A 25,054-nucleotide genomic window follows, 5' to 3' on the forward strand; every position below is an offset into this window, starting at 1 on the left:
AAATGTCTCCCCAACTAACGCTTCAAACCCCACTTCAAATACCTTTAGAAGAGATTCCTGGCTACTTAAAGAAGCTTTGGTCACAAGATCAATCTGACAATAAAGGTGCAAATACTTTTTGTCTTCTTGTATGGCATCCAGCTTGGATAGAGCAAAAGCTAGTCCGAACTGGGAGAGTAAGCGGTCCGATAATTGGCAACCAACGAAGTGAACTTATCAATGAGGCAAGAAAAATAGTTTTAGAGAAAGATCTTCCTCACTCAACTCCACCTTTGGCTAAGGAAGTTTTCACATCTATAGATGAACCCAACCAAAATGATCAAGAAGATGACTTAAGGGGCCAACATATTGATTCATCCATAAGTCAACTACAACCTAGGCGATTAATAACTCTTGCTCCTAGTCTTAAGACAGGTCATAAACTGGAAAGTCTAGTTGCAGCCTATTGTCCTTTGCCAGAAGAAGGAGGAGGCAATGCAGCATGTGGAGACGTAATAGTACTTAAAGGTGATATTCATTCCCTTAAAAGCAACCTTTATATTGTTGAGGACTTAATACCTGAGGATCTACCTTCATGGCTTTGGTGGAATGGAAATCTTGACGAAGACCCAGAACTATTAAATCAACTTGCATTGCCAACCAGAAGAATAATTATTGATACAGCTCTAGGGGATCCATCGAGATGTTTAGATGTTCTATCTCAGAGGATAAAAAGTGGCCAAGCAGTTAACGATTTGAATTGGTTAAGACTAAGAACTTGGAGAGAGACTCTAGCAATGGTGTTCGACCCACCTAACCGTAGAGATGCACTATCGAAAATCACTAATTTAGATATTGATATTGAAGGGAATCACATTGTTCAAGGATTACTCTTAGCCTCTTGGATCGCAAATAAATTAGGTTGGGAATTAACTGAAAGTACTGAAAAAGAAGGTAATGGTTTTAGAACAAAATTTAGACGCTCTAATAATGAAATAGTTAATTTCAGATTAATGCCTTTACCTGTAGGAAAACCTAGTATTCATCCTGGTCAAATTATAGGATTAAGATTAATCTGCAAAGCCGACAGGAATGACAAAACAGGGTTATGTGTGATCCTAGCCTCTGAGTCTGGGGAATGCATGAGACTTGAAGCAGGCGGGATGGCCAGAATGGAATTATTGGAAGAGGTAGTTCCAATACAAAACAACCCTGTTGAAAATGATGTAGCACTTTTACTTGAAAGCAGCCGAGGCACCACAAGTCCTTTACTTAGCAATGTGGCTCCAATATCAAAAAAACTGCTTAATCTTATTAAATCTAAGACGTAATCATTACAACAATAAAAAGCCATTATGGCATTTGTAATAGCGGCACCAGCAAGTAGTAATGGGAAAACTCTTTTAAGTCTTCTTCTATGTTCATGGGCAATAAAAAAAGGCAAAAGTCTTCAGGCTTTTAAAGTGGGCCCAGATTACCTTGACCCACAACTACTTAGCTCTGTTACGAAACTACCCTGCAGGAATCTCGATCCAGTTTTATGTGGGCAAGAATGGGTTATCAATAATTTCAATCATTTTGCCAGCTCAACTGATTTTTCATTAGTTGAGGGAGTTATGGGATTATTCGATGGAATTGGAAGTTCAACTAAAGGAAGCACCGCTGAGATTGCCAAGCTTTTAAATCTTCAAGTTGTCCTAGTTGTTAAAGCAAATGGTCAGGCTGGCTCTATAGCAGCTCTTATAAAAGGTTTTAAAGATTTTGACCCAAAGTTAAATATATCAGGAGTAGTTTTAAACAATGTTAATAGCAATAGGCACAAAGAGTTATTAACTGAAGCGCTTAGCAAAATAAGCATCAAAGTTCTAGGTTGCATTCCTCAAAATGATAATTTAATAATCGAAAATGAAGATCTAGGACTTAAGCCAGCTCATGAAATAACAAACTTTAATAGTCTTATAGATATCTGGTCTAGTCTGGCAGAAAAATATCTTCAAGTTAATTATTTTGAAGAACTACTTAAAAAACCGAATAAATTAGAGTATCCCAAAAGTATGTTAATTAAAAAAGAAAATAAATTATTAAGTAAAGAGAAGATTGAAATTGCAATTGCTCAGGATAAAATCTTCCACTTTCGATATCCAGAAACCAAAGAATGTCTTAAGGAGATTGGATTCAATTTAATTGACTGGAAATTAAGTGATGATAAAGCAATACCAAGTAAAGCAAAACTATTAATAATTCCTGGAGGCTTCCCAGAACAATTTGCTGAAGAGATAAGTCAGTGTAAAAGAAGTTTAAATTCAATTAGAGACTTCTCCAAAAAAAATCTTATATATGCAGAATGTGGCGGAATGTTAATTCTTGGTAAATTATTAACTGATAAAAATGGCTTGGAATTTCCCATGGCAAATTTATTACCTTTTACGGCAAAGCAAGGTAAATTAAAAGTTGGATATAGAGATATTAAATGCATCTCTGATGGACTTATATCCAAAAAAGGTGATATATTAACTGGACATGAGTTTCACAAATGGGAAATAAAACCCTTAACTAAAAACAATATTGATACACAATTTCTTAAGCACAATAAAGAATTATATTATCCATGGGAAACAAAAGGATGGGGTGTGGAGTCAACGGAAGAAGGATGGTGTAACAAGTATCTTCATGCAAGTTGGATACATCTTCACTGGCCAAGTTCACCAAGTATTCTAAAAAATATTACCAATAAACTTAATAGTTAAGAAAAAATATCTTATTTCAAATAATACTATTAGTCCAAGGATTATTTAACAGCTTAAGTGAGTTATCTCCAGCAAGCCAAACCTCTTTACTTGCTCTTGATATTGCTACATAAGCCAATTGTCGTCTCAAAGAAATATCCTTAGCCCAAAAGACATCTGAAGCAACAAAGACTTTCTCGAATGTGCTGCCTTGACTTCGATGAACAGTCAAGACAGAAGCAGGGCCAACAAAAGCAAATGAATCTCTTAGATGAAAATAATTTCTCCAAAAGAGACGAGCTTCTTTCTTGGGCAATGTCTTTGCCTTATCGCATAAATTACGCATCAAATCCTCCAAAAGGAATCTGGAATTTGTGCCAATTTCTGGCATTAATCTAATAACTGACTTAGAAGAGCTTGCTCGGACCTTTGCCACTAAAATATGAAGTTGAGGAATCTCAACTTCATATTCAATTTCAAAATCAATGTCTGAGCAATTAAAGATCTCATTGCTTACTTCCTCAACAACAATTTCAGTATTTGATCCAAATAGGATGCCTGGCTCTTCCTCTACACCATTACTTTCTATAGATGCTGCAGTCATCACAGCTCTTCGACTAATCAAAATCTCACCTGGCAAGACTGACATTTGATCTGCCATTTCCCCATGGACAGCTCTTCTTGCATGAGGAACTAATCTTTCTAAAAAGCTATTGGTATAACAAAGGATCCTAGCTGCATCTGGTTGATCACTTAGAGCAGCCATTCTTAACGATGATTTAGCTTTCTCCAGCCAGCTTTTTTGATCTAATGCACCAATTACTCCATGTTTAGATTCACCGCTAGAAAAGCAAGGGGGTTGAATACAAGGGAAGGTCCTTTCTCTAATTACACTAGCCAGTTTAAGTAATTCCCCTTTATGCCTAATCACCTCGCTCAGATGGGATTTTGTTGCTCTATTAATCAAAAAGACAGGGCTGCTTTTCTCACCGACAGGTGGAAGTTGAGCTGGATCTCCTATAAAAACCAAGCGTGTTTTATAAATATAGGCACAAGTAATTACAATTTCTAAAAGCTTGCTATCTATCATCGAAGCTTCGTCTATTAATACCAGTCCAATTTGATCTAAAGATTTCTCAGTTTGATCTGTTCTCTCACATATCTCTAGATCGCCTTTTCTCTGCAACTTTAATCTTAAGAGTCTATGTAGGGTAGATGGATGCCATGTAGGTCTTAATCCTTCCTTTTCAAGAGCATTACGTAAAACACCAACAGCCTTATGAGTAGGAGCGGCTACTGTCCAGCAAATACTTTTATCTTCTACAATTTTCAAAAATTTTCTAGCTAAATATGTTTTTCCACTTCCCGCAAATCCGCTAAGTAAAAAAGGCCCTTCAACAACTTTCTTCTCTAACCAATAAATAAATTCTTCAAGAGCGTTACTCTGATCTGTGCTTAATTTAGGCTTCTTAGTCACCCTAAGGTCAATCCAAATTCTTGCAACAAATGAAGAGGTGAACCAAAAAATATCATCCCAGGCAATGCAACAGCTGGGCCAATTAGGCTGCCAATGAATACCTCTAGGCGAGAATGTCCAAGAGATTCCTTTAAAGGGGATTCAGGAAAGGATGGCCAATTCTCAGCTGGAAGGTCATTAACTCTAGAGGCAATCATACCAGCAGATTTTCTAATCCCACTAGCGTCATACATGACAATAAAAGAAAGTGTAGAGGCAATTGCAAAGGCTGGGTGATCAAAACCAAGCTCTAAGCCAACCCCAGAAGCCGTTCCTGTTACAAGTGCAGAGTGACTAGAAGGCATTCCTCCTGTTTCCAAAAGGACTGATGGTCTCCATTGCCGATTAAATATTAATTCAACAAACAATTTGGAAAATTGTGCTGCGCCACAAGCCAATAGGGACCAAAACAGAACTGAGTTGTCAAGCAATTCAGTTAAAGGCAATGGAATTATTTGATCAGAAAGATTCATCGATCTCTATCAATTATGTAATCAGCCAAGGCTAATAATGGTCGAGCTTTTTGTTCCCAAGGTTGCATTACGTCTTTGGCTTTAGTTATTAACTCCTTAGCTCGTTTTCTAGATTCATCTAAGCCAAGCAATTTTGGATAAGTTGTTTTATCAGCAATTAGATCCTTCCCGGCTGTCTTGCCTAACACATCACTACTTGCTGTCACATCAAGAATGTCATCTACTATTTGAAATGCTAAGCCTATCCCATTTGCATAAGTACTAAGAGCTTGTAAAAGTTCTTCTTCCGCTCCTCCAATAAGGGCACCACAAACAACTGATGCTCTTAGTAAAGCCCCTGTTTTATGAATATGAATAAATTCAAGGGTTTCTAGATCTACCTCTTTGCCCTCACATTCCAAATCTTCTACCTGGCCACCTACCAAGCCTGGGGCACCAGCAACCAAAGAAAGTTCTCCAACAACTTTCAATAATCTTTCTACTGGAACATTGGTAGTTCTTAAGGAAACCATCTCAAATGCCCTTGTTAAAAGAGCATCTCCAGCAAGTATTGCTATAGCATCTCCATAAATTTTGTGATTAGTTGGTCTTCCTCTTCGGAGATCATCATTATCCATAGAAGGTAGATCATCGTGTATTAATGACATCGTATGAATCATCTCTAATGCGACTGCAGTAGGCATAGCTTTACTAGAATCTTCTCCAGTCAATTCACATGCAGCCAAGCAAAGTATTGGTCTAAGTCTTTTGCCACCAGCTAATAAGGAATAACGCATTGCTTCCCTTAACTGTCTGGGCCTCTCAGGACCCAAAGATGAATCCAAAGCCTCCTCAACTTGATCTCTAGCTTTCGCGAGATAAGCGGTGAAGTCAAAAGGAGAAATGACTGCTTCCGCCATAAATGAAAAATGATTAATTAGATTCTCTCAGGATTAATGCTTTAAAAGAGCAAATCACTAAGGGTAGATGACAAACCGCAATGGTATTGCCATTGATTAACAGTATTTACTAAAAGCATTGAAACTGTCATTGGTCCTACACCTCCTGGAACAGGCGTAAAAGCTTTTACTTTAGATTTAATTTCGTTAACTTTAATATCACCGCAAAGTTTAAATTTTGATTCTAATGGATTCTCGGATTCTATAGGAATCCTATGAATTCCAACATCAATAACAACTGAGCCAGGAGAAACATGCTCAGCTCCAATTAATTGCGGCTTTCCAGTTGCCACAACTAATACATCAGCTTCTTTAGTCAATTTAGCTAAATTAACAGTTCTAGAATGAGCAACAGTAACAGTTGCATTAGCAGCTTGTAGCATTAATGCCATTGGCTTCCCTACAAGAATACTCCTACCAATAACAACCACTCTTTTTCCCTCTAAAAGAATATTATTTTGTCGAAGAAGTGCCATTATACCAGCTGGAGTACATGATCTAGGACCTTTTTCTCCTTTAATTAATCTACCTAAATTCAAAGTATTAAGTCCATCAACATCCTTTTCAGGGTTTATAGCTTTCAATAAAGGTGCTTCATCAATCCCTTTAGGTAAGGGTAATTGCAATAAAATGCCATCTATATTTTTATCCTCATTCAAGATGTTGATTTTTTGAAGAATTTCTTCAGTAGAGCTATTGCCTGAGAAATGAAACACAAAACTGACTAAACCTATCCTCTTGCACGCCTTTTCTTTATTAGATACATAAACTGCACTTGCTGGGTCGTCACCAACTCGAATAACTGCCAAGCCTGGAGGCCTCCCAGTTTTAGGAGTTAATTGATTAATTTCATGCTTAAGCCTAAGCTCTAATTCTCCAGCGAGTTTTTTACCATCAAGAATATTTGCCATAAGAACAAATTAAATTAAATACAACATGCTGCCAACAGATAGCTAACTTTAGATGGGTCTTACAAATCCTGTGCAAAAAATTCCTAGTTTGAAAAGCATTTGGAGAAATTGGTTTGTTAGCCAGTCACCAAGCAGGTCTCTTAGACAATGGTCTTTAGGAGAAAAGTCTTTAATAGTAATTTTAGCTGTATTAATAGCAATTGTTTCGTCATACAAACTATTAGCTGTTCCTGACTTGAAACCTGGAGACTTATCAACTTTTGAAGCCAGAGCCCCTAAAAACGCAAATGTAATTGATAGCGCTGCCTTAATTCAAAAAAAATCTGATCTTCTTCCAAGTACTTCGGTACAAGTAATAGACAAGAAAGCTTCCGGCAAAATAAAGGACCAAATCATTATTCAACTTAACGACTTAGAGCTATTAGCCAAAACAAATGATTCAGACCGAATAGGTCCAATAAACCTAACCTCTCAAGAGAGACTATGGCTTAGCAATCAGTCAAGAAAAAGATGGAATGTCTGGACCAAAGAAATAATCAGCGTTTCTGAAAAAATGCTTAGCCAAGGTTTAGTAAAGACCTTGGCATTAGACCAATTGAAAGAATCAGCATTTATACAATTGTCAAACTTTGAAGATAGCAGTCCTGCAAAGAGTATTGGAAGCAAATTAATTTCAAATACATTACAAGGAAAAAGCAATCTCAAACATGACCCTGGTAGAAGTCAACAATTACTTGAAGAATTGATTACAAAACAGGGCATCCCAACAATTGAAGTAAAAAAAGGTGATCTAATCACCAAGAAAGGTGAGGCTATTACACAAAAGAAGTATGACGTTCTTGATCACTTTGGTCTGATAAGAAGAAGGCCTCGACCAACTGAATGGTTTTGGACCTTTAGTGAGGCTCTAGTGAGTTGCTTCATATTGGTAATGATCATGAGAAAAGAAAAGCCTTTTCTTAAATCCAAACATGCATTATTAGCACTTGGTTTATTACTTACCGCACAACTCGCAAAGGATTGGTTTGGTGCTGCCATTAGTCCTCTTCAAATACTGGTTCCACCAACTCTTCTACTCTCCCAAGGGATTGGTCCGTTAAGTGCTTTAGGCTGGATGTCTATTACAAGTCTCTTATGGCCTGTCCCTGTAAGTGGCATTGGGGAGGGAAGATTAGTGGTCGCTGCAATTACAGCCTCATTAGTTGCATTTCAAGGTGTTCAAATGAGAAACAGGGCGCAATTACTCCAAATAGCCGTATTACTACCATTTAGCGCACTCTTACTTGAATGGTTCTTATTAAAAACCCAAATAGCTCCTTCAAATAGCGCATGGGGGAAACTTGCTCCAAATTCCGAAACTCTGATAACTGAAGTATTGGTTCTTGGCGCAATGCTTATGATCACAATCTTACTTTTACCACTTCTGGAAAATGCTTTTGGGTTATTAACTAGAGCTCGTTTACTTGAACTAGCAGATCAAGAGAGACCATTGCTAAGAAGGCTCTCAAGGGAAGCGCCTGGAACATTTGAACATACATTAATGATATGTAGCTTGGCTGAAGAAGGAGCTAGAAGCATTGGAGCAGACGTAGATCTTATCAAGACAGGAGGTCTATATCATGATATTGGAAAACTTCATGCCCCAAAATGGTTTATAGAGAATCAAGGCGACGAAAAAAACCCTCACGATGAACTTGACAATCCATACTTAAGTGCAGATATTTTGCAGGCGCATGTTGATGAAGGCTTAAAACTTGCGAAGAAGCATAACCTCCCAAGCCCTATAGCTGATTTCATACCAGAACATCAAGGCACATTAAAAATGGGATTTTTTCTTCACAAAGCGCGTGAAGCAGATTCTTATGTTAAAGAAGCTCGTTTCAGATATAAAGGTCCAAGACCAAGATCAAAAGAAACGGCAATCCTAATGCTTGCAGATGGCTGCGAAGCATCATTGAGATCATTAGGTCCCAAATCCAATGAATTAGAAGCAACTTTAACTATTAGAAAGATTATTAAATCACGAACATTAGATGGTCAACTTTCTAATAGTGATCTTTCAAAAGCAGAGATTGAATTAATTGTTTATGCATTTATAAATGTATGGAAAAGGATGCGGCATAGAAGAATAAAATATCCTATTAGTAATAAAAAACCATTCCTAGTTTCCTAAATATATTGAGATTTTAGAGCCTTATGTTTTTTCTATGAACAGGTAAAACCCAATAAATCAATGCAAATAAATTAAGCAGGGCTATCAAAAGGGAGATTCCAGTTAAACCAAAAAAGCCATCTACTAATAACAATCGAACAATTCCATAAGGCAATGCTCCAGCAAGAACCATAGAAGTAGCAATTATAGACATTATTACTCCCCATTTTCTTTGGGCCAAAAGGCCTGCAGAAGCAACAATCCCAACTATCGCTGCTGGCCAAGCAAGACTAATAGCAATAGTTATATTTGCCACTTGGAAAGGTGGGCCAGACGCAACAACATAAGCTATTAAAGGAAGGGCTACAATGTTTGCAAATAGTCCTACCCAAGAAAGAATCCAGTAATCTCGATAACCTATTCTCATAAGAATTAAAATAGAGAATAATAACAATTAAAATAGCTATAAAATTCTCACTAGGAGATAATCAAGTCAAAGTTGAAACTATATTTTTATACATAAGAAAGACTATCTAACTTAATCTATAAAAGCATATTTACTGAGTGATTTTAAATAATCTACTATTTAAGAATATTTTATGGTTCTCCAGGAACCATTAGAAGTCATCACTTCAATTCCAATTTTGCTATCGGAGTTTCTACTATCATCAAAGTTCATCCCTGAATTCCAATTTTTAGCGGCTCTTATAGCTGCATCAATAGATTCGTATTGCATATCTAGTACTGGATGAGGATGTCCATCCATACCGACCAATCTATAAAGGCTTGATTTAACTGGCATTATGGCCAACCATACAACTGTCACCTCTTAATTCTATATCGAATTGTGGTCACTCGGTAATTTCTTTACTGAATTTAGATCTTCAAAGATTTGCCTTTACAACGTCATGTTGTGGATGAATAGGAGATTTCTTTTCTGATGAGACAAGTCTATTAAGTGCATTGAGGTAAGCCTGAGCTGCAGCCACAACAACATCAGTGTCTGCTGAATGTCCTGAAAAAATCTTCCCATTTCGTCTAAGCCTGATTGTCACTTCACCAAGTGCATCTATCCCTTCAGTAACTGATTTAACCGAAAATTCAATTAAATCATTTTGTTCAGAAGTCAAAGTTTTGAGTGCTTTACATACAGCATCTACTGGCCCCGTTCCCAAGGCAACTGTTGTGTGTTCTATACCATCTTGATCAGCAATAGTTACTGTTGCTGTTGGCTTTAAAGCAGTTCCACAACTAACCTGAACTAAATGCAAATGAAACCATGCTTCTGGTTGCATAACTTGTTCACTAACTATTGCCTCAAGGTCTCTATCAGTAATTTCTCTCTTACGATCTGCTAAATCTTTAAATCTTGCAAATGCATCATTCAAATCGTCCCTATTGAGATCATATCCAAGCTCTTCAAGCCTTGCTCTGACAGCACTCCTTCCACTTAACTTACCTAGAGAAATTCTATTGTCAGTTAGTCCAACAGTTTTAGCGTCAACAATTTCATAGGTAAGTCGATTCTTCAAAACACCATCTTGATGAATTCCCGACTCATGAGCAAAAGCATTAGCACCAACAATCGCCTTATTAGGTTGTACAACCATCCCAGTGAGATTGGAGACCAATCGAGATGTTTTAGTAATTTCTTCAGTTCTAATTGCTGTTAATGGGGTTGGACTATTATCAGCCTTCCCAAGGAATGGATTGAAATAACGTCTTCGTACATGTAATGCCATGACAAGCTCTTCAAGGGCCGCATTGCCTGCCCTTTCTCCTATTCCATTAATGGTGCATTCTAATTGCCTTGCTCCATTTTTTACAGCCTCAAGAAAATTAGCTACTGCAAGGCCCAAATCATTGTGACCATGAACAGAAAGAATCGCTTCATCAATATTTGGAACATTATTATTGATTCCAGAAATCAATTTACCAAATTCAGATGGGGTAGTATATCCGACTGTATCTGGGATATTGATTGTTCCTGCTCCTGCAGAGATGGCATTTTCAATTACTTCGTATAAAAATTCAGGATCACTCCTTGCTGCATCTTCACAAGAGAACTCAACATCATCAGAAAGTGATTTTGCATATTGAACCATTTCGGGAACAATTTTAAGGACATCCCCACGTGACTTTCTAAGTTTATGCTCAAGGTGAATATCACTGGTTGCAATAAATGTATGTATTCTTTTTCTAGGAGCAGGGGAAATAGCTTCTCCACAAGCTTTTATATCTGCAATTGAGGCTCTAGCCAATCCGCAAATAATAGGTCCATCTTCACCTCCAACATTCTCAGCTATTTTCTGCACTGCATTAAAGTCGCCTTGACTAGCAAAAGGAAATCCAGCTTCAATAATGTCTACTCCTAATCGGGCAAGTTGTTGAGCTATAGCAAGTTTCTCCTCTAAATTGAGACTTGCACCAGGAGACTGTTCTCCATCCCTCAGGGTTGTATCAAAAATAAGAACTCGGCCTGGATCTTTGGCCATTTGAATTTCCTATTTAATTCAATAATGTTTTTATTCTAACTAGATTTCCATAACATCCTAAATTTACTAAAACTGTTTTTAAAACTTGGCAAAAGGAAAGCTCGCTATAATCTTGCATGCGCACCTCCCATACGTGAGGTCAACAAAACCTGGTTCTCTGGAAGAAGACTGGTATTTTCAAGCCCTAATGGAATGTTATCTTCCACTTTTACAAGTTCTGGAAGAATCCTCAAAAAATACGAATGAGAATCCAAAACTGACAATTTCACTTTCTCCAACTCTTCTTTCTCTTATAAATGATGAGGATTTAAAAAAAAGATTCCCAAGGTGGCTCAAAATTAGATTAAATCTATTGAGCAAAGTTGAAAAAGAACAACAAACCGCTGCTGATTTTTTAGCTGAAAAAATCAAGAATCAACTCGATAATTGGTTTGGCTGTGAAGGGGATTTAATTAAAAGATTTTCAGAGTTAAGGAATAATCAAGTTATAGATATTCTTACTTGCGCAGCTACACATGGATATCTTCCTCTTCTTAGAGAGAACAAAGAGTGTGTCAAAGCTCAACTTTCAACAGCTGTCAAACAACACTTTCGTTTTTTTGGGACCAATCCACAAGGCATTTGGCTCCCTGAATGTGCCTACTATGAAGGATTGGATAAACTAATGCTAGAGAATGGTCTTAGGTACTCTGTACTAGATGGGCATGGAGTTTTACATGCCCATCCCAGACCAAGATATGGGATATATGCTCCAATATGCACAAAAAGTGGAGTAGCATTTTTCGGAAGAGATAGTGAGTCAACCCTACCCGTATGGTCAGCAAAGCATGGCTACCCAGGAGATCCAAATTATAGAGAATTTCATCGAGATTTAGGTTGGGATCTACCTTTAAGTACCTTAAAAAAGATTGGAATAAATGAGAATAGGCCACTTGGTCTTAAACTTAACAAAGTAACTGGTGCAAATATATCTCTTAATCAAAAAGGCTTTTACGATCCTATAATTGCTGAAAGAAAAACAAAAGAACATGCCAAATCATACTTATTAGGGAGAAAGCTTCAAGTTGAAAATCTATCGAAAACAATTGATAAACAACCTATACTTGTAGCACCATTTGATGCAGAACTTTTTGGGCATTGGTGGTTTGAAGGTCCTTCTTTCCTCGCAGAGATCTTTAGACAAGTTAACAAGCAAGAAATAGAGTTTGTAAGGTTAAATGATATTTTATCTAAAAAGAGCAGTATTCAATTGTGTGAACCATGTCCTTCAAGTTGGGGGCAGGGAGGCTTTCACAATTATTGGATTAATGAAAGTAATTCCTGGGTTATAGCTGAATGGAGTAAAGCTGGTAAAGCAATGGTAGAAAAATGTACTAAAGGAGTTGAAAATGATTTTGAAATTAGAATTCTTCAACAGGCTGGAAGAGAATTACTTCTATGTCAATCATCAGACTGGAGTTTTATACTTCGTGCTGGAACTACTACAGAGCTTGCTAAAGAAAGAATCAATAGACACTTAAAAAGATTCTGGATTTTAATAGAAGCTTTAGACAGTAAAGAAAAACTATCAAAATCAACCTTGATACAGTTTGAAAACGACGATAATATTTTTCCGCTAATACAAGCCAAAGACTGGCAAGAGATAGAAGATAATTGATAGGATTAGACTTTAACCAAGCCAATCATTCCTAACTTTACTTTTAAAGGTGAAATAGTAAAAAGCCTTAGCATAACCAAAATCAACTGAGGCAAAGGGAGTGTGTTAGCCAAAAATCTAGACCAATCCTCCTTAGGCAGTCGAAAGAAAGTTGCAAAGAAACTTCTTAACAATGCCTCATCAAAACTCATTAAACGTTTTAAGCCAAACTGATATAAACGATGTCTTTGCACTAGTTCTTTTGTCCATAAAACCTTCCAACCTTTTTCTGCCAATTTAGCTGAATTCAAAGCTGGCTCAATTGACATTGACTGAGACAATACTTTAGCCAAATCTGGAGCTCGTCTTAAAAGAGCCCCAACCATATAACCAGAAGCAGGGTGAACCATGCTTGCAGATCCACCAAAAGCAAGAATAGGCTGGTCACGATCAGGCAAAGGAAGATTCATTGGAAATAAGCAATGTTCTTCATCTAAAACCTCTTGTATCTCTATCCCTCTCTTAGCCAACCTTGCTATTAAACGTTGTTTCAATTTACTCCAAGACAATGGGGGAGAACATGCAAGTGAGGTCTCTTCTACAAAAAATAATTCATCTCCAAAATCCATTGCATATAAAAAGGAAGGTGGTTCTTTCAATTCATTCTCTGTTAGATGATTAGATCTAAAATCCATTAAAACAAATCTATTTTTCTCTACAGGCGGTAAATTAAATCTTCCTACAACTCCATATGCTGCCTGTTGAGCTACTGCTCCATGATTAGGTCGACGTATAAAAGGACTTCTATGTCCACTTGCATCAACAACAATTCTGGCTCTATAAATATTTCCTGATGTACAAATTACTTCAGTAATTTTTTCGACATATCTTATGCTTTCTGCTGTTTCAATAAGCCAATCTAGACCTGAACATTTATCCAAAAGTGCATTTTGAAAGGCAGCCTGATCAAAAAGCCCATAATCAAAATCATGAGAAATTGGATCCACTCCATCAAAGCCCTCACCATTTCCAAAATAACTAACAGTGTCTTTCCAGCGGTGACCTAATAGTGACGCCATGCCAAGAGACTCAAGTTCTTCTGCCCATATGCCATAAGTATTAGTCCATGGTTTTTGGGGAGAATGTGATGCTAATGCACTTACGTCCAATCCTTGCTGAATCAACTCTGAAGCTATGCAAAGGGCAGCTGGTCCTGCACCCATAACCAATACATCGGAACAATTTTCCAATTTCAATCTTTAGTTATGTTTTCAACTTCAACATCATTAGTTGACCCTGAAGATTCGCTTTCAATCACTTCTTCTAACAAAGGAGGTACCAAAACGACTTCCGCTAAATGATCTCCTGTATCAAGACGTTGAAGCCTCACTCCAGTGGCAGCCCTGGATTGCTGAGAAACCTTATCAGCACTAGTACGAACAATCACACCTTTTTCGCTAACCAACAGCAATTCTTCCCCTTTGTCTAATACTTTTAAACCTACTAATTTATCTCGCTCACTTCTAAATTTTATTGCTCTTAGTCCCATACCAGCTCTTTTTTGTAATCGAAATTGCGTCACAGGAACTCTTTTACCCAAACCATTAGCTGATGCAACTAAGACCCAAGGCCCTTCATATTCACCCGATGAATCTATTTCTTCATCCACATTGGTATTAGCAATACGATCGGCAAGCTCCTTAGATAAAACATCCATACTTACCAATGAATCTGCTTTTCTAAGGTTCATAGATCTAACTCCCCTTGCTGTTCTACCCAAAGGCCTCAATTCACTATCATTTAAACGAAAATGAATAGTCATTCCAGTCCTCGATCCAATCAAAACGCTATCTCCACTTGAAGCTAATTTGACCCATCTTAATGAGTCTCCTTCTTCAAGATTTATAGAAATAAGTCCATTGGCTCTGATTTTACTAAAAGCTGAAACTGGCGTTCTTTTTATAAAGCCCCCAGTGGTGAGCATAAGCAAATGATTATCCTCATCAAATGAAGATACAGAAATCAATGATGTAATTGCTTCTTCACGGGGGATTGGCAAAAGTTGAACTACTGGAGTACCTTTTGCAGCTCTACTACACTGAGGGACACGATAAGCAGGAACAGAATAAGCAACTCCCTTAGCACTAAAGAGAAGCAAATTATCATGATCATTACAACTAATAAAACGTTTAACTTCTTCTTCTCCTTGACTTCTTGTTCCAGATTTACCTCTAGTTCCCCTACTAGTAGATTCAAATTCATTAACAGGCATCCTTTTTAAATAACCAGTTTCTGTAAGCAATACAACAGACCTTTCATTTGCTATTAAATCTATATCTTCAAGTCCGCTACCCAAATCAAGTATTTCAGTCCTACGCTCCTGTAAATATTTTTCTTTTATTGAAGATAATTCAACTTTAACAATATCCAAGACTCTAGTTTTATTAGACAAAATATCTTTAAAGTCGGTGATTTTACGAAGTAAATCCTCATGCTCTAGTCTTATCTTATCTGACTCTAAAGCAGTTAATCTTCTTAATTGCATCTGCAAAATAGCATCAGCCTGTATATCAGTTAATCCATGAATATCTTGAAGTTGCTTCTTTGCAATAGATGCATCAGGAGCTGATCTGATTAAAGAGATTATCTCATCAAGTTGATCTAAGGCAAGAAGTAGTCCTAACAAAAGATGGTTTCTTTCCTCTGCTTTCCTTAACAAGTAACGTGTTCTTTTCTCTATTATTTCAACCCTAAAGTCTAAAAAGACTTTAAGCATTTTTAACAATGACAAGGTTACAGGTTCACCATCAACTAGCGCAAGCATATTTGCACTAAAATTTGACTGCAAAGGTGTTAGCTTAAAAAGATTATTTAAAACAACCTGAGGATAAGAATCCCTTCTCAGTTCAACAACTACCCTCATCCCATCACGATCACTTTCGTCTCTTATATCTGAAATACCTTCAAGCTTTTTATCATTAACCATAAAGGCAATCCTTTCTATTAAAGCAGCTTTATTTGTCTGATAAGGCAATTGAGTTATTACAATCGCATCCTTATCTGGCCTGCCAGGACTTTCCAAAGTCTCTATTTCAGCGACCCCTCTCATGGTCACAGATCCTCTACCTGTTAAATATGTATCCCTTATTCCACTTCTTCCCAAGATCTGTCCACCTGTTGGGAAATCTGGTCCTGGAATAATTTTCATAAGCTCTTGATCGTTTAAATCTGGCTTAGAAATCAAAGTCATCAAACCATCAATCAACTCACCAAGGTTGTGAGGCGGTATATTTGTGGCCATTCCTACGGCGATTCCTGATGAGCCATTAAGCAATAGCTGAGGAATACGTGCAGGCAAAACAGTTGGTTCTTGCTGTGAACCATCAAAATTATCAATGAATTCAACCGTCTCAGACTCAATATCTTCAAGCAAACTATCTTGAGTTAAAGATCTTAAGCGAGATTCTGTATATCTCATTGCGGCAGGAGGATCATTATCAATTGAACCAAAATTCCCATGACCATCTACTAAGGGCATTTGCATAGAAAAATCTTGCGCCATACGAACCAAGGCGTCATAGACTGCAGTATCTCCATGGGGATGATATTTACCTAAGACTTCTCCCACGACACGTGCACATTTTCTATAAGGCCTGTCACTTGTAAGTCCTAATTCATACATTGCATAAAGAATTCGACGATGAACAGGTTTCAAACCGTCCCTTGCATCAGGCAAAGCCCTTCCAACAATTACACTCATCGCATATTCCAAATAGGAACGCGACATCTCATTTCTCAGGTCTGTCTGGATGATCCGATCTTCAAACTCGCCTGGAACACCTAAATTGGGTTCCGTAGGATCAGCCATACAAGGTACTCTTATTAAATATGCCTATTTTATCTCGGAACTAGCTTAATTGTTAGTACAAAATACCAAATTCTTCTACATGATTTGATCTCATCACAAGCCATGCGCAAACGCGCCTTAAAGAGTACGAATAAAAATATCATTTAAGATAAGCTATCCCTTTTCGTAAATCAATAAAACCATCCTTCAACGATGAGTCTTCTTCGAAAGATTTAAGAGCACAAGAGGATGTTAAGAGCAACAATTAAATACAATAAGCAAGTCAATTAAGGCCTAAAGTTAGAGGGTGTTGTCCAGAAGAAGAACCAAAGCGTAAAAGAATAGAAAGAAATATTAAATCAAGAAAGGGCCAATAGACCTATTAGAACTAAATATAATGATCTATTCTCTTTTAAATTTAGAAGGATAAATATTTTATTAATTTAAAGTTGTAAAATTTTTACCAAAAAGAATAAATTCAAAAGAATATCAAGATTTTTTCAAAACAAGTAATTCCCTCTAATTAGATGGCTACATTTATATTATAGATTTATAGCCTTAAATGATTTGGAGTATAATAATTTATATAATATAAAATATGATCTGCATTAATTTACTTTAAATTGTCAATATTTCTTCAGTTAAATCTTCCGATTGATAAAAGCAAATTAGTTATTTACCTACCGCCCAATGACACATCCAATACTTCTTGCTATTAAAAAAGATGCTGATTAAGAAACTTTTCATTCACGATCGAACACTATACCGATAATCTCCTAGAACAATGTTCAACTACTAACAACCAAAGCATTAGACTTTGTTATTCGTAGTGTTCCAGAACACCTATTGATTGAAACCTAACTTGGATATTCAACTCGGCCACTCAAAACATGTTCGTCGTGCTTATGGCATAGATGAAATAGCACTCGTACCTGGAGGAAAAACAGTAGATCCAGAAAACACAGAGACAACCTTATTACTAGGCAATAAAGAACTCGAAATACCAATTATCGCAAGTGCAATGGATGGTGTGATGGATGTAAATATGGCGGTTACACTTTCGAGACTTGGTGCATTAGGAGTATTGAACCTTGAAGGAGTACAAACCAGATACGAGGACCCTCAGAAGGTATTAGAACGTATTTCTTCAATAGGCAAAAACGAGTTTGTCCCGCTAATGCAAGAAATATATAGTCAGCCCATACAAGAAGACTTGATAAAAAGAAGAATAAGTGAAATCAAAGGCCAAGGAGGAGTAGCAGCTGTAAGTGGAACTCCTATTGCAGCACTTAATTTTCAAGAATCAATTGCTCAAGCAGATCTATTTTTTCTTCAAGCAACAGTGGTATCAACTGAGCATATTGGGAAAAAGGATCAAACAAAGCTAGACATCTCTAAACTTTGCAAAACATTAGGCATACCAGTAATAGTAGGCAATTGTGTAACTTATGAAGTAGCAATCAATCTAATGAAAGCAGGGGCTTCAGCAATTCTTGTTGGAATAGGCCCTGGTGCAGCATGTACATCTAGAGGAGTTCTTGGTGTTGGAGTACCTCAAGCTACTGCTGTATCAGATTGTTCAGCAGCACGAGATGATTATCAAAAAGAGACTGGAAAATATATACCTATAATTGCCGATGGAGGAATTATTACTGGTGGAGATATTTGCAAATGTATTGCATGTGGAGCGGATGGCGTAATGATCGGTTCTCCTATTGCTAGAGCGTATGAGGCTCCAGGCAATGGTTTCCACTGGGGGATGGCGACGCCCAGTCCAGTACTTCCAAGAGGAACCAGAATAAAAGTTGGGTCAACTGGAAGCATAAAGCAAATACTTCGTGGGCCAGCGACCTTAGACGATGGGACTCACAATTTATTGGGTGCATTAAAAACATCAATGGGGACTCTTGGTGCGCAAACAATAAAAGAAATGCAAAAAGTAGAGGTAGTCATAGCACCATCGCTTCTATCGGAAGGGAAGGTATATCAAAAGGCCCAACAACTTGGAATGGGCAAATGATTTATCAGAATTGTCAACAAATTTGCGGTTAGTTTTTATGGAGAAATGACTCAAAGGTTAAAGCCCTTTTCAATTAGCCTAGAAGATACAAAAGACTTATTCCAATTAAAGGTCAAACAAATACAAGTAATGGCAAGAATCATTTTTTCAGGCAAAATAAATATATAAAAACAGTTTTCTTTAGTTTTTGAATTCATGTCTAGCGCTGCTGCTGTAACCGATTCTTCATTCGAGCAGGAAGTGCTCCAGAGTAGTATACCTGTACTTGTAGACTTCTGGGCACCCTGGTGTGGTCCATGCAGGATGGTTTCACCTATTGTTGATGAAATTTCAAAAGATTTTGAAGGCAAAATAAAAGTTTGCAAACTCAATACAGACGAAAATCCCAATGTTGCAGGTCAATACGGTATTCGCAGTATTCCAACACTAATGATCTTCAAGGGTGGGCAAAAAGTTGATACAGTTGTAGGCGCTGTACCTAAAGCCACTCTTTCCAGCACGATATCCAAGCATCTATGATTTTTAATAACAAAAGAATTTAATTATCTGATTTAGTGAATATTAATATTGGTCTAATCGATTATGGGATGGGAAATCTACATTCTGTAGAGCAATCATTCAAAAGACTTCATCAGCCCTTAAAGATAGTAAAAGAAGAGAAAGATATAGACGAATGTCATGCATTGATTCTTCCTGGAGTCGGTGCATTTGACCCAGCAATGAGAAACCTTAAGCAAACCAATCTCATTCCCAAATTAAAAGAGTGGAATAAAAGCAATAAGCCTCTTTTGGGAATATGTCTTGGGCTCCAACTTTTATTCGAATCGAGTGATGAAGGAACTTTAGAGGGATTAGGGCTAATCAAGGGGAAAATAAAGCATCTACCAGAGCAACAAAATCAATTAATCCCTCATATGGGATGGTCATTATTAAATCATCACAAGCAATGCCCATTGTTTGATAAAAAAGATGGTCCTCAATGGATGTATTTTGTACATTCATTCGCAGCCGTACCTGATGAAGATATAGACATTGCTGCATCAGTTAATTTTGGAGAAGAAAAAATTACTGCAATTATATGGAAGGATAAGCTTTCAGCTTGTCAATTTCATCCCGAAAAATCAGGTAAGTCTGGGCAGAAATTGTTGACTCGCTGGCTTAATTGGGCAAAAGAAGAGAGGTTAAAGTCAAATTGACAGGACAATTACGTTTATTAAGTGGGAGAAAGCTTATAAGTCCTATAGGGAAATCAACCAGACCTACTACATCAATTGTAAGAGAATCATTAATGAATATTGTCAGAAGTAAAATTATTAATTCCAACTGGCTTGATCTATATAGCGGCAGTGGAGTAATTGGGTGTGAGGCCATTCAAGCTGGAGCAAGCTCCGTATTAGCAGTTGAAATTAATAAAAAGGCATATCAAATATGTAAATCAAATCTCTATACTGTGAATAAAGCATCTCATAAAAAAGTATCTGTTAAAGTAATAAATAGTGAGGCAAATAGATTCCTTAAGGAAGGCTTTGAAAAATATTCCGAAGACATGTATAAACGTATTCAAATAAAACCCTCACGATTTAATTTCATATATATAGACCCACCTTATAAAAGCGACTCATATTGCTCGACACTTGAAAACTTATTAAGAGGTAAATGGGTAGAAAAAGAATGCTTAGCAATATGTGAGTTTTCAATTTTCAATCAAATCAAAGTGCCTTCTAAATGGATTATGAGCGAACAAAAAAATTATGGGAAAACAGGGTTAATGCTTCTCACTCCCAATCAGGCATAGCACTGCCGCGTCTATATTGATTCCATGCAGCCACAAATAAACCTAAAATAGTGATAGGGACTAAGCCTAAAACAATTCCACAGAGTAGAGGTTCAATCATTTGCTCGCAAAAAGTTAGATTGTTAATGACAATTATTTCATGTTAACTCTCTTTTTGTGAAAAGCACTTCATCAATTGGTGCAGTTGAGGCAGAAAACCTTAAAAGAGGTTTGATTCCCTTATTAATAATCTGTGGAATTTCTTGTCTTTTAATTCTGTTCTTACTAATAAACAATGCTAAGAAAGATCCATATATAGAAAAAAGTCTTAGCCTCACAGGGTCTATAGATAAAGGCAGCAAGCTTTTTCGAATGAATTGCGTAGGGTGTCATGGAATCAGTGCGCAAGGATTTGTAGGCCCTCAACTAAATAATGTGACTGATGATTTAAACGACGAAAAAATTATCAAGCAAATTATAAAAGGTCTTACACCTCCCATGCCCAGCTTTGAGATGGAACCTCAATCAATGGCAGATCTACTTGTTTATCTTCATTCATTGAATTCTTAGCTGTGAATCTAAACACTCATAAACTAAAAATCATTCTTGTTGAGCCACTAGGAGAAATAAATATTGGAAGTGTAGCAAGACTTTGTGCAAACTTTGATGTAAATGAATTACGACTAGTTTCACCACTATGCGATCCAATGAGTACTGATTCAATAAAGATGGCTGTTCATGGTAAACGATTCCTAGAAAATGTATCGATTTATTCAAATCTTATAGATGCTATTAATGATTGTGGTCGTGTAGTTGCAACTTGTGGTCGGATTGATCATGGAAATATTCCTCTCCATTCCTCAGAGAATGCATTGAAATGGCTTTTAGAAAAAAACACACAAAAGCCTATTGCAATAATTTTTGGGCGCGAAGATAGAGGTCTTAAAAATTCAGAACTGCAAATGGCCCAAAAAGTTCTAACATTAAGAACATCCCATCAATATCCTTCATTAAATCTCTCCCATGCTGTGGGAATTGTCCTCCATGAGTTATCCTCATATTCTCAAAAAGATTTTTCACACAAATTATCATCAAAAGCTGAACCTGCTTCAGCAAAAGAGCTTAATGATTTTTTAGAAGATACTAAGAGCTTATTATTAGAAGTAGGCTTTCTGCTACAACATACTTCTCAAGCACGAATTTCTAAAATAAAAGGGTTATTGCAAAGGGCAGAAGCGAGAAGTGAAGATATTGCTTTAATAAGAGGTATGATAAGGCAAATACGATGGTTTTCTCAAAATAAAAACCAGGATCTATAATTTAAGACGGGGAAGTCTAATTGGAAAATAATAACGATTCATTCAACAGATTTAAATTTAACGATTTAATTAAAAATATAATTAATCTCATTTTAATCGGTATAGGTCTAGGAATAATAACAGGCACTCTACTAAAGATTAACAAAGACGAAATTACAAAAGATTATTCTAAAAGCGATTCAAATATTGGTAAAAATCAAAAACAATTTAAACCAAAAGAGAATTTAAAAGATCCAATTCCATATTTTAAAAAGAGCATAAAAAGTAATGAAAATAACTATTCAACAAAAGATTATAGCCATTTAACAGAAAAATATCCTTCGGAAGTTCAAATTAGGATCCTAATACAAGAATGGTTAAAAGCAAAATCTGACATCCTTTCAGGAAATGAAAATTCCAATTTATTAAAAGTAGCAGATAATAAACTTGTTAATATTGTCAAAGTGCAAAGAAGAAAAGACATGTTATCAGGTGAGAAGCAAATTATAAATGCAAAAATAGATTCATTAGAAATAAAAGAACAACTCGACAAAAGGATTGAGGTTAATGTTATAATTCAATATAATGACAAAAGGATAAGCAAATATGGTGAGGTCATTAAAGAAACAAATCTTACTTCTTTGAAGATCAAATACATATTAGGTAAAATCAAAGGCAAATGGAAGCTTCTTGACTTTTATAATATTAAATAATATAAATGCATTGTTTTAGTTAAACATCAAAGCTATATAGAAATATAAAATCATCTATTAGATAATTCATAAGGGTTCGAAATTTATTCAAGATATGAATAGGAAATAGTATGATGATTTAATGGTTTATCAGAAAAACTTAATTTAAAATTATTATCTTAATTAGCATATTAGATGCAACCTACCAACTTAGTCATCGGTTCAAGCATTTTGTTGATCATGAAATCCATTTGGGCTTTCATGGATTTCCTTAAAGATTGCTATATCAACCTTTTACTAAAAAAACAAGTTCTAGGTATCCCAATTGTGAAACAATCTTCTTCAAGACAAAATATCAAAAAGTGAGTTCACCTCGGAAGCGCAGGGTTTTCCCCTTTGCAGCAGTAATTGGACAAGCAGAGATGAAGCTTGCTCTTCTTCTCAACGTAATTGACCCTCGCATTGGCGGGGTGATGATTATGGGAGATCGTGGTACAGGGAAATCAACCACAATTAGAGCCTTGGCAGACCTCCTACCCGAAATTACCGTAGTACAAGGAGACCCATACAACAGTTCCCCAGATGATCCTGATCTCCAAAGTTCAGAAGTCAAGGGATTAATTGATCAAGGAGAAGTTCCAATTACGGAGAAAGCCCAGGTACCAATGGTTGACCTGCCACTAGGTGCAACTGAGGATCGCTTATGCGGAACAATTGACATCGAGAAAGCATTAAGTGAAGGAGTAAGAGCTTTTGAACCAGGACTGCTAGCAAAAGCAAATAGAGGCCTTTTGTATGTAGATGAAGTAAATCTCTTGGATGATCATCTTGTTGATGTGCTTCTTGATTCAGCAGCTTCTGGATGGAATACGGTTGAGCGAGAAGGTATTTCTATAAGGCATCCAGCTAGATTTGTCCTTATTGGTTCAGGAAATCCAGAAGAAGGCGAATTAAGGCCACAACTTCTTGACCGTTTTGGAATGAGTGTGGAGGTTCGTACAGTTAGGGAGCCAGAACTGAGAGTTCAAGTTGTTGATCAAAGAACAGCATTTGACAATGATCCTGACGCGTTCACCTCTGCTATTGAGGCATCTCAGGAAGCTCTTCAGAACAAAGTTCTCTCTGCTCAAGAGCTACTTCAAAAAGTTGAGATCGATGATGACCTTCGCCTTAAAATCTCAGCTATTTGTGGTGAACTTGATGTGGACGGTTTAAGAGGAGATATTGTCACAAACCGATCTGCAAGAGCTCTCGCTGCATTTGAAGGGCGCTCAGAAGTCACTGAAGACGATGTTGCCCGAGTTATTTCTTGCTCTCTTAGGCACAGACTTAGAAAAGATCCGTTAGAACAAATCGATTCAGGAGATAGAGTTATAAAGGCTTTTTGCAAAATATTTGAAAGAAGCGATCAAAACACTCTCAATGAATTCGAATTAGCTTCAGCGGAGTAATGGCATTGTGATCATTCTTGGAATTGATCCAGGGCTGGCAAGAGTTGGGTTTGGCCTTATAGATGTGACACTTGGTAGAACAAAAATGCTTGATTGTGGAATAATCAAAACAAGCAAAAGTCTCAATGAAGGGAAGAGAATGTTGGAAATCAAGAAAGACTTGAGTGAATTAATAGAGCAATGGAGACCAGATTTAGCAGCGGTGGAAAAGTTTTTTTTCTATAAGTCCAGTACAACAATTAGTGTGGTTCAAGCTAGAGGTGTTTTGTTAATGACACTAGCTAGTTTTGATATACCAATATTAGAGTTTCCACCAATGCAAATCAAACTTGCTGTGACAGGCTACGGTCATGCAAAAAAAGATGAAGTATTAGAAGCAGTAATGAGAGAATTAAATCTTGAAACTCCACCTAGGCCTGATGACGCAGCAGATGCTCTGGCCATAGCTCTTACAGGTTATTTTCAAAAATAGAACTTATCAAAACAAGCTATATAAAGTAATTAATTAAACATTTAGTTAAATGAATACATACAAGCAAAAAAAAGAAGCTAGAAAGAAATATAGAGCTATTAGGATGGAAAATATATCATTGGCACAGGATTTTATTCTTATAAAAGTTAAAGAGTATATAAACAGTTTAGCTTTAGAAACTTCATCAAGATTAATGATAGGGATCTACTGGCCTTTAGCTGGAGAAGTTGATTTAACAAGTTTAAAAAACATTCCTAAAATCGCTCTAGCTTTACCTGTTGGACATAGTAGAGGTTCAATTAGTTACCACCGATGGACAAACACCCCCTTAGGTAAAGACTCATATGGCATTCCAGCGCCTATATCAGAACCACCCCTTCACCCACAAGATCTTAATCTTCTTCTTGTACCAGCTTTGGCAATTGATCAAAACGGAATCCGATTAGGATATGGAGGTGGATGTTTTGATCGTCTAAGAATGAAACCCATTTGGTCGAAAACTCCGGCTTTCGTAATCACTCCAAAAGCTTGTATAACAGATTCCTTATTGCCTAGAGATAATTGGGATATTCCTTTTAATGGATGGATCAACGAAAAAGAGATATTGGAAATAGAAAATTTAAAACTCTAGTCAGACAGATACTATGCTTAAAGGATTATTCATTACTGCAATT

24 protein-coding genes are annotated in these 25,054 nt (G+C 36.7%); 14 read left to right on the forward strand and 10 right to left on the reverse strand.

Translation table 11 applies throughout. The annotated features are described in order from the left end of the window. Positions 1-2: 2 nt before the first annotated feature. Positions 3-1,310, forward strand: a complete 1,308-nt coding sequence (locus EV07_RS05325) for a glucose-6-phosphate dehydrogenase assembly protein OpcA (RefSeq protein ID WP_036917953.1) — start codon at positions 3-5, stop codon at positions 1,308-1,310. Positions 1,311-1,334: 24 nt separating this feature from the next. Then, on the forward strand, positions 1,335-2,726 hold the full coding sequence (locus tag EV07_RS05330) for a cobyrinate a,c-diamide synthase (protein WP_036917954.1): 1,392 nt from the start codon (positions 1,335-1,337) through the stop codon (positions 2,724-2,726). Positions 2,727-2,742: 16 nt separating this feature from the next. Here the strand turns inward: EV07_RS05330 and EV07_RS05335 are convergent, their stop codons facing one another. From EV07_RS05335 to folD, 4 genes are read right to left on the reverse strand one after another with little or no spacing between them, the layout of a single operon-like run. Then, on the reverse strand, positions 2,743-4,182 hold the full coding sequence (locus tag EV07_RS05335) for an AAA family ATPase (protein WP_036917956.1): 1,440 nt from the start codon (positions 4,180-4,182) through the stop codon (positions 2,743-2,745). Further along, positions 4,179-4,694, reverse strand: coding sequence for a divergent PAP2 family protein (locus tag EV07_RS05340; RefSeq protein WP_036917958.1), 516 nt, complete (start codon positions 4,692-4,694; stop codon positions 4,179-4,181). Before EV07_RS05340 ends, EV07_RS05335 begins: the two co-directional genes overlap by 4 nt. Next, positions 4,691-5,593 (reverse strand): geranylgeranyl diphosphate synthase CrtE, encoded by a 903-nt coding sequence (gene crtE, locus EV07_RS05345; protein ID WP_036917959.1) that lies wholly within the window; start codon positions 5,591-5,593, stop codon positions 4,691-4,693. The genes EV07_RS05340 and crtE overlap by 4 nt, the downstream gene beginning before the upstream one ends. Positions 5,594-5,634: 41 nt before the next feature. Then, positions 5,635-6,543, reverse strand: coding sequence for a bifunctional methylenetetrahydrofolate dehydrogenase/methenyltetrahydrofolate cyclohydrolase FolD (folD, locus tag EV07_RS05350; protein WP_036917961.1), 909 nt, complete (start codon positions 6,541-6,543; stop codon positions 5,635-5,637). 52 nt (positions 6,544-6,595) lie between these two features. On the opposite strand from folD, the gene EV07_RS05355 reads away from it, so the two are divergent. Continuing rightward, positions 6,596-8,716, forward strand: a complete 2,121-nt coding sequence (locus tag EV07_RS05355) for an HDIG domain-containing metalloprotein (protein WP_052043896.1) — start codon at positions 6,596-6,598, stop codon at positions 8,714-8,716. 13 nt (positions 8,717-8,729) lie between these two features. On the opposite strand, the gene EV07_RS05360 is transcribed toward EV07_RS05355, so the two are convergent. The 3 genes from EV07_RS05360 to EV07_RS05370 form a co-directional block, all read right to left on the reverse strand. Next, a complete protein-coding gene (locus EV07_RS05360; RefSeq protein WP_036917963.1) occupies positions 8,730-9,122 on the reverse strand; it encodes a hypothetical protein in 393 nt (130 codons plus the stop codon). A gap of 159 nt (positions 9,123-9,281) precedes the next feature. Continuing rightward, positions 9,282-9,521, reverse strand: coding sequence for a hypothetical protein (locus EV07_RS05365; RefSeq protein ID WP_241434000.1), 240 nt, complete (start codon positions 9,519-9,521; stop codon positions 9,282-9,284). A 58-nt stretch (positions 9,522-9,579) separates the two neighbouring features. Continuing rightward, positions 9,580-11,190: a 2-isopropylmalate synthase gene (locus tag EV07_RS05370; protein WP_036917966.1), complete on the reverse strand. Its 1,611-nt coding sequence runs from the start codon at positions 11,188-11,190 to the stop codon at positions 9,580-9,582. A gap of 85 nt (positions 11,191-11,275) precedes the next feature. Between EV07_RS05370 and EV07_RS05375 the strand changes: the two genes are divergently transcribed. Continuing rightward, the gene (locus EV07_RS05375) at positions 11,276-12,847 is read left to right on the forward strand and encodes a glycoside hydrolase family 57 protein (RefSeq protein ID WP_036917968.1); all 1,572 of its coding nucleotides are present in this window, start codon (positions 11,276-11,278) and stop codon (positions 12,845-12,847) included. A 5-nt stretch (positions 12,848-12,852) separates the two neighbouring features. Here the strand turns inward: EV07_RS05375 and crtL are convergent, their stop codons facing one another. Both crtL and gyrA read right to left on the reverse strand, forming a co-directional pair. After that, positions 12,853-14,082: a lycopene beta cyclase gene (gene crtL, locus EV07_RS05380; RefSeq protein WP_152557555.1), complete on the reverse strand. Its 1,230-nt coding sequence runs from the start codon at positions 14,080-14,082 to the stop codon at positions 12,853-12,855. Continuing rightward, positions 14,079-16,694: a DNA gyrase subunit A gene (gyrA, locus tag EV07_RS05385; protein ID WP_036917969.1), complete on the reverse strand. Its 2,616-nt coding sequence runs from the start codon at positions 16,692-16,694 to the stop codon at positions 14,079-14,081. Before gyrA ends, crtL begins: the two co-directional genes overlap by 4 nt. Before the next feature lie 841 nt (positions 16,695-17,535). Here gyrA and EV07_RS05390 point away from each other — a divergent pair. From EV07_RS05390 to rsmD, 4 genes are all read left to right on the forward strand, one after another. After that, complete coding sequence (locus EV07_RS05390) at positions 17,536-18,693, forward strand: GuaB3 family IMP dehydrogenase-related protein (RefSeq protein ID WP_036918320.1); 1,158 nt, start codon at positions 17,536-17,538, stop codon at positions 18,691-18,693. A 195-nt stretch (positions 18,694-18,888) separates the two neighbouring features. Beyond that, positions 18,889-19,212 carry a thioredoxin gene (gene trxA, locus EV07_RS05395; protein ID WP_036917971.1) on the forward strand — a complete coding sequence of 108 codons (324 nt, stop codon included), beginning with the start codon at positions 18,889-18,891 and terminating at the stop codon, positions 19,210-19,212. A gap of 35 nt (positions 19,213-19,247) precedes the next feature. Next, positions 19,248-19,889, forward strand: a complete 642-nt coding sequence (gene hisH, locus EV07_RS05400) for an imidazole glycerol phosphate synthase subunit HisH (RefSeq protein WP_036917973.1) — start codon at positions 19,248-19,250, stop codon at positions 19,887-19,889. Continuing rightward, positions 19,886-20,488, forward strand: a complete 603-nt coding sequence (rsmD, locus tag EV07_RS05405) for a 16S rRNA (guanine(966)-N(2))-methyltransferase RsmD (RefSeq protein WP_072013330.1) — start codon at positions 19,886-19,888, stop codon at positions 20,486-20,488. The genes hisH and rsmD overlap by 4 nt, the downstream gene beginning before the upstream one ends. Here rsmD and petG read toward each other — a convergent pair. Continuing rightward, positions 20,469-20,588: a cytochrome b6-f complex subunit V gene (gene petG / locus EV07_RS05410; protein WP_036917974.1), complete on the reverse strand. Its 120-nt coding sequence runs from the start codon at positions 20,586-20,588 to the stop codon at positions 20,469-20,471. The two genes, rsmD and petG, sit on opposite strands and share 20 nt — an antisense overlap. Positions 20,589-20,644: 56 nt before the next feature. Here petG and EV07_RS05415 point away from each other — a divergent pair, with 56 nt between their 5' ends. The 6 genes from EV07_RS05415 (at position 20,645) to EV07_RS05440 (ending at position 25,011) form a co-directional block, all read left to right on the forward strand. After that, a complete protein-coding gene (locus EV07_RS05415) occupies positions 20,645-21,037 on the forward strand; it encodes a c-type cytochrome (protein ID WP_036917976.1) in 393 nt (130 codons plus the stop codon). A 2-nt stretch (positions 21,038-21,039) separates the two neighbouring features. Further along, positions 21,040-21,786: an RNA methyltransferase gene (locus EV07_RS05420; protein WP_036917978.1), complete on the forward strand. Its 747-nt coding sequence runs from the start codon at positions 21,040-21,042 to the stop codon at positions 21,784-21,786. Positions 21,787-21,806: 20 nt separating this feature from the next. Beyond that, positions 21,807-22,478 carry an IMS domain-containing protein gene (locus EV07_RS05425; RefSeq protein ID WP_036917980.1) on the forward strand — a complete coding sequence of 224 codons (672 nt, stop codon included), beginning with the start codon at positions 21,807-21,809 and terminating at the stop codon, positions 22,476-22,478. Positions 22,479-22,819: 341 nt separating this feature from the next. Continuing rightward, complete coding sequence (bchI, locus tag EV07_RS05430) at positions 22,820-23,908, forward strand: magnesium chelatase ATPase subunit I (protein WP_036917982.1); 1,089 nt, start codon at positions 22,820-22,822, stop codon at positions 23,906-23,908. A 7-nt stretch (positions 23,909-23,915) separates the two neighbouring features. After that, positions 23,916-24,380 carry a crossover junction endodeoxyribonuclease RuvC gene (gene ruvC / locus EV07_RS05435; RefSeq protein WP_036917984.1) on the forward strand — a complete coding sequence of 155 codons (465 nt, stop codon included), beginning with the start codon at positions 23,916-23,918 and terminating at the stop codon, positions 24,378-24,380. A 49-nt stretch (positions 24,381-24,429) separates the two neighbouring features. After that, entirely contained in the window at positions 24,430-25,011 is a 582-nt protein-coding gene (locus EV07_RS05440; protein WP_036917986.1) for a 5-formyltetrahydrofolate cyclo-ligase, read from the forward strand. The last annotated feature ends 43 nt before the right edge of the window (positions 25,012-25,054 follow it).

Origin of the sequence: Prochlorococcus sp. MIT 0603 (assembly GCF_000760215.1) — a bacterium.
In the GTDB taxonomy this organism is placed as follows: Bacteria; Cyanobacteriota; Cyanobacteriia; order PCC-6307; family Cyanobiaceae; genus Prochlorococcus_E.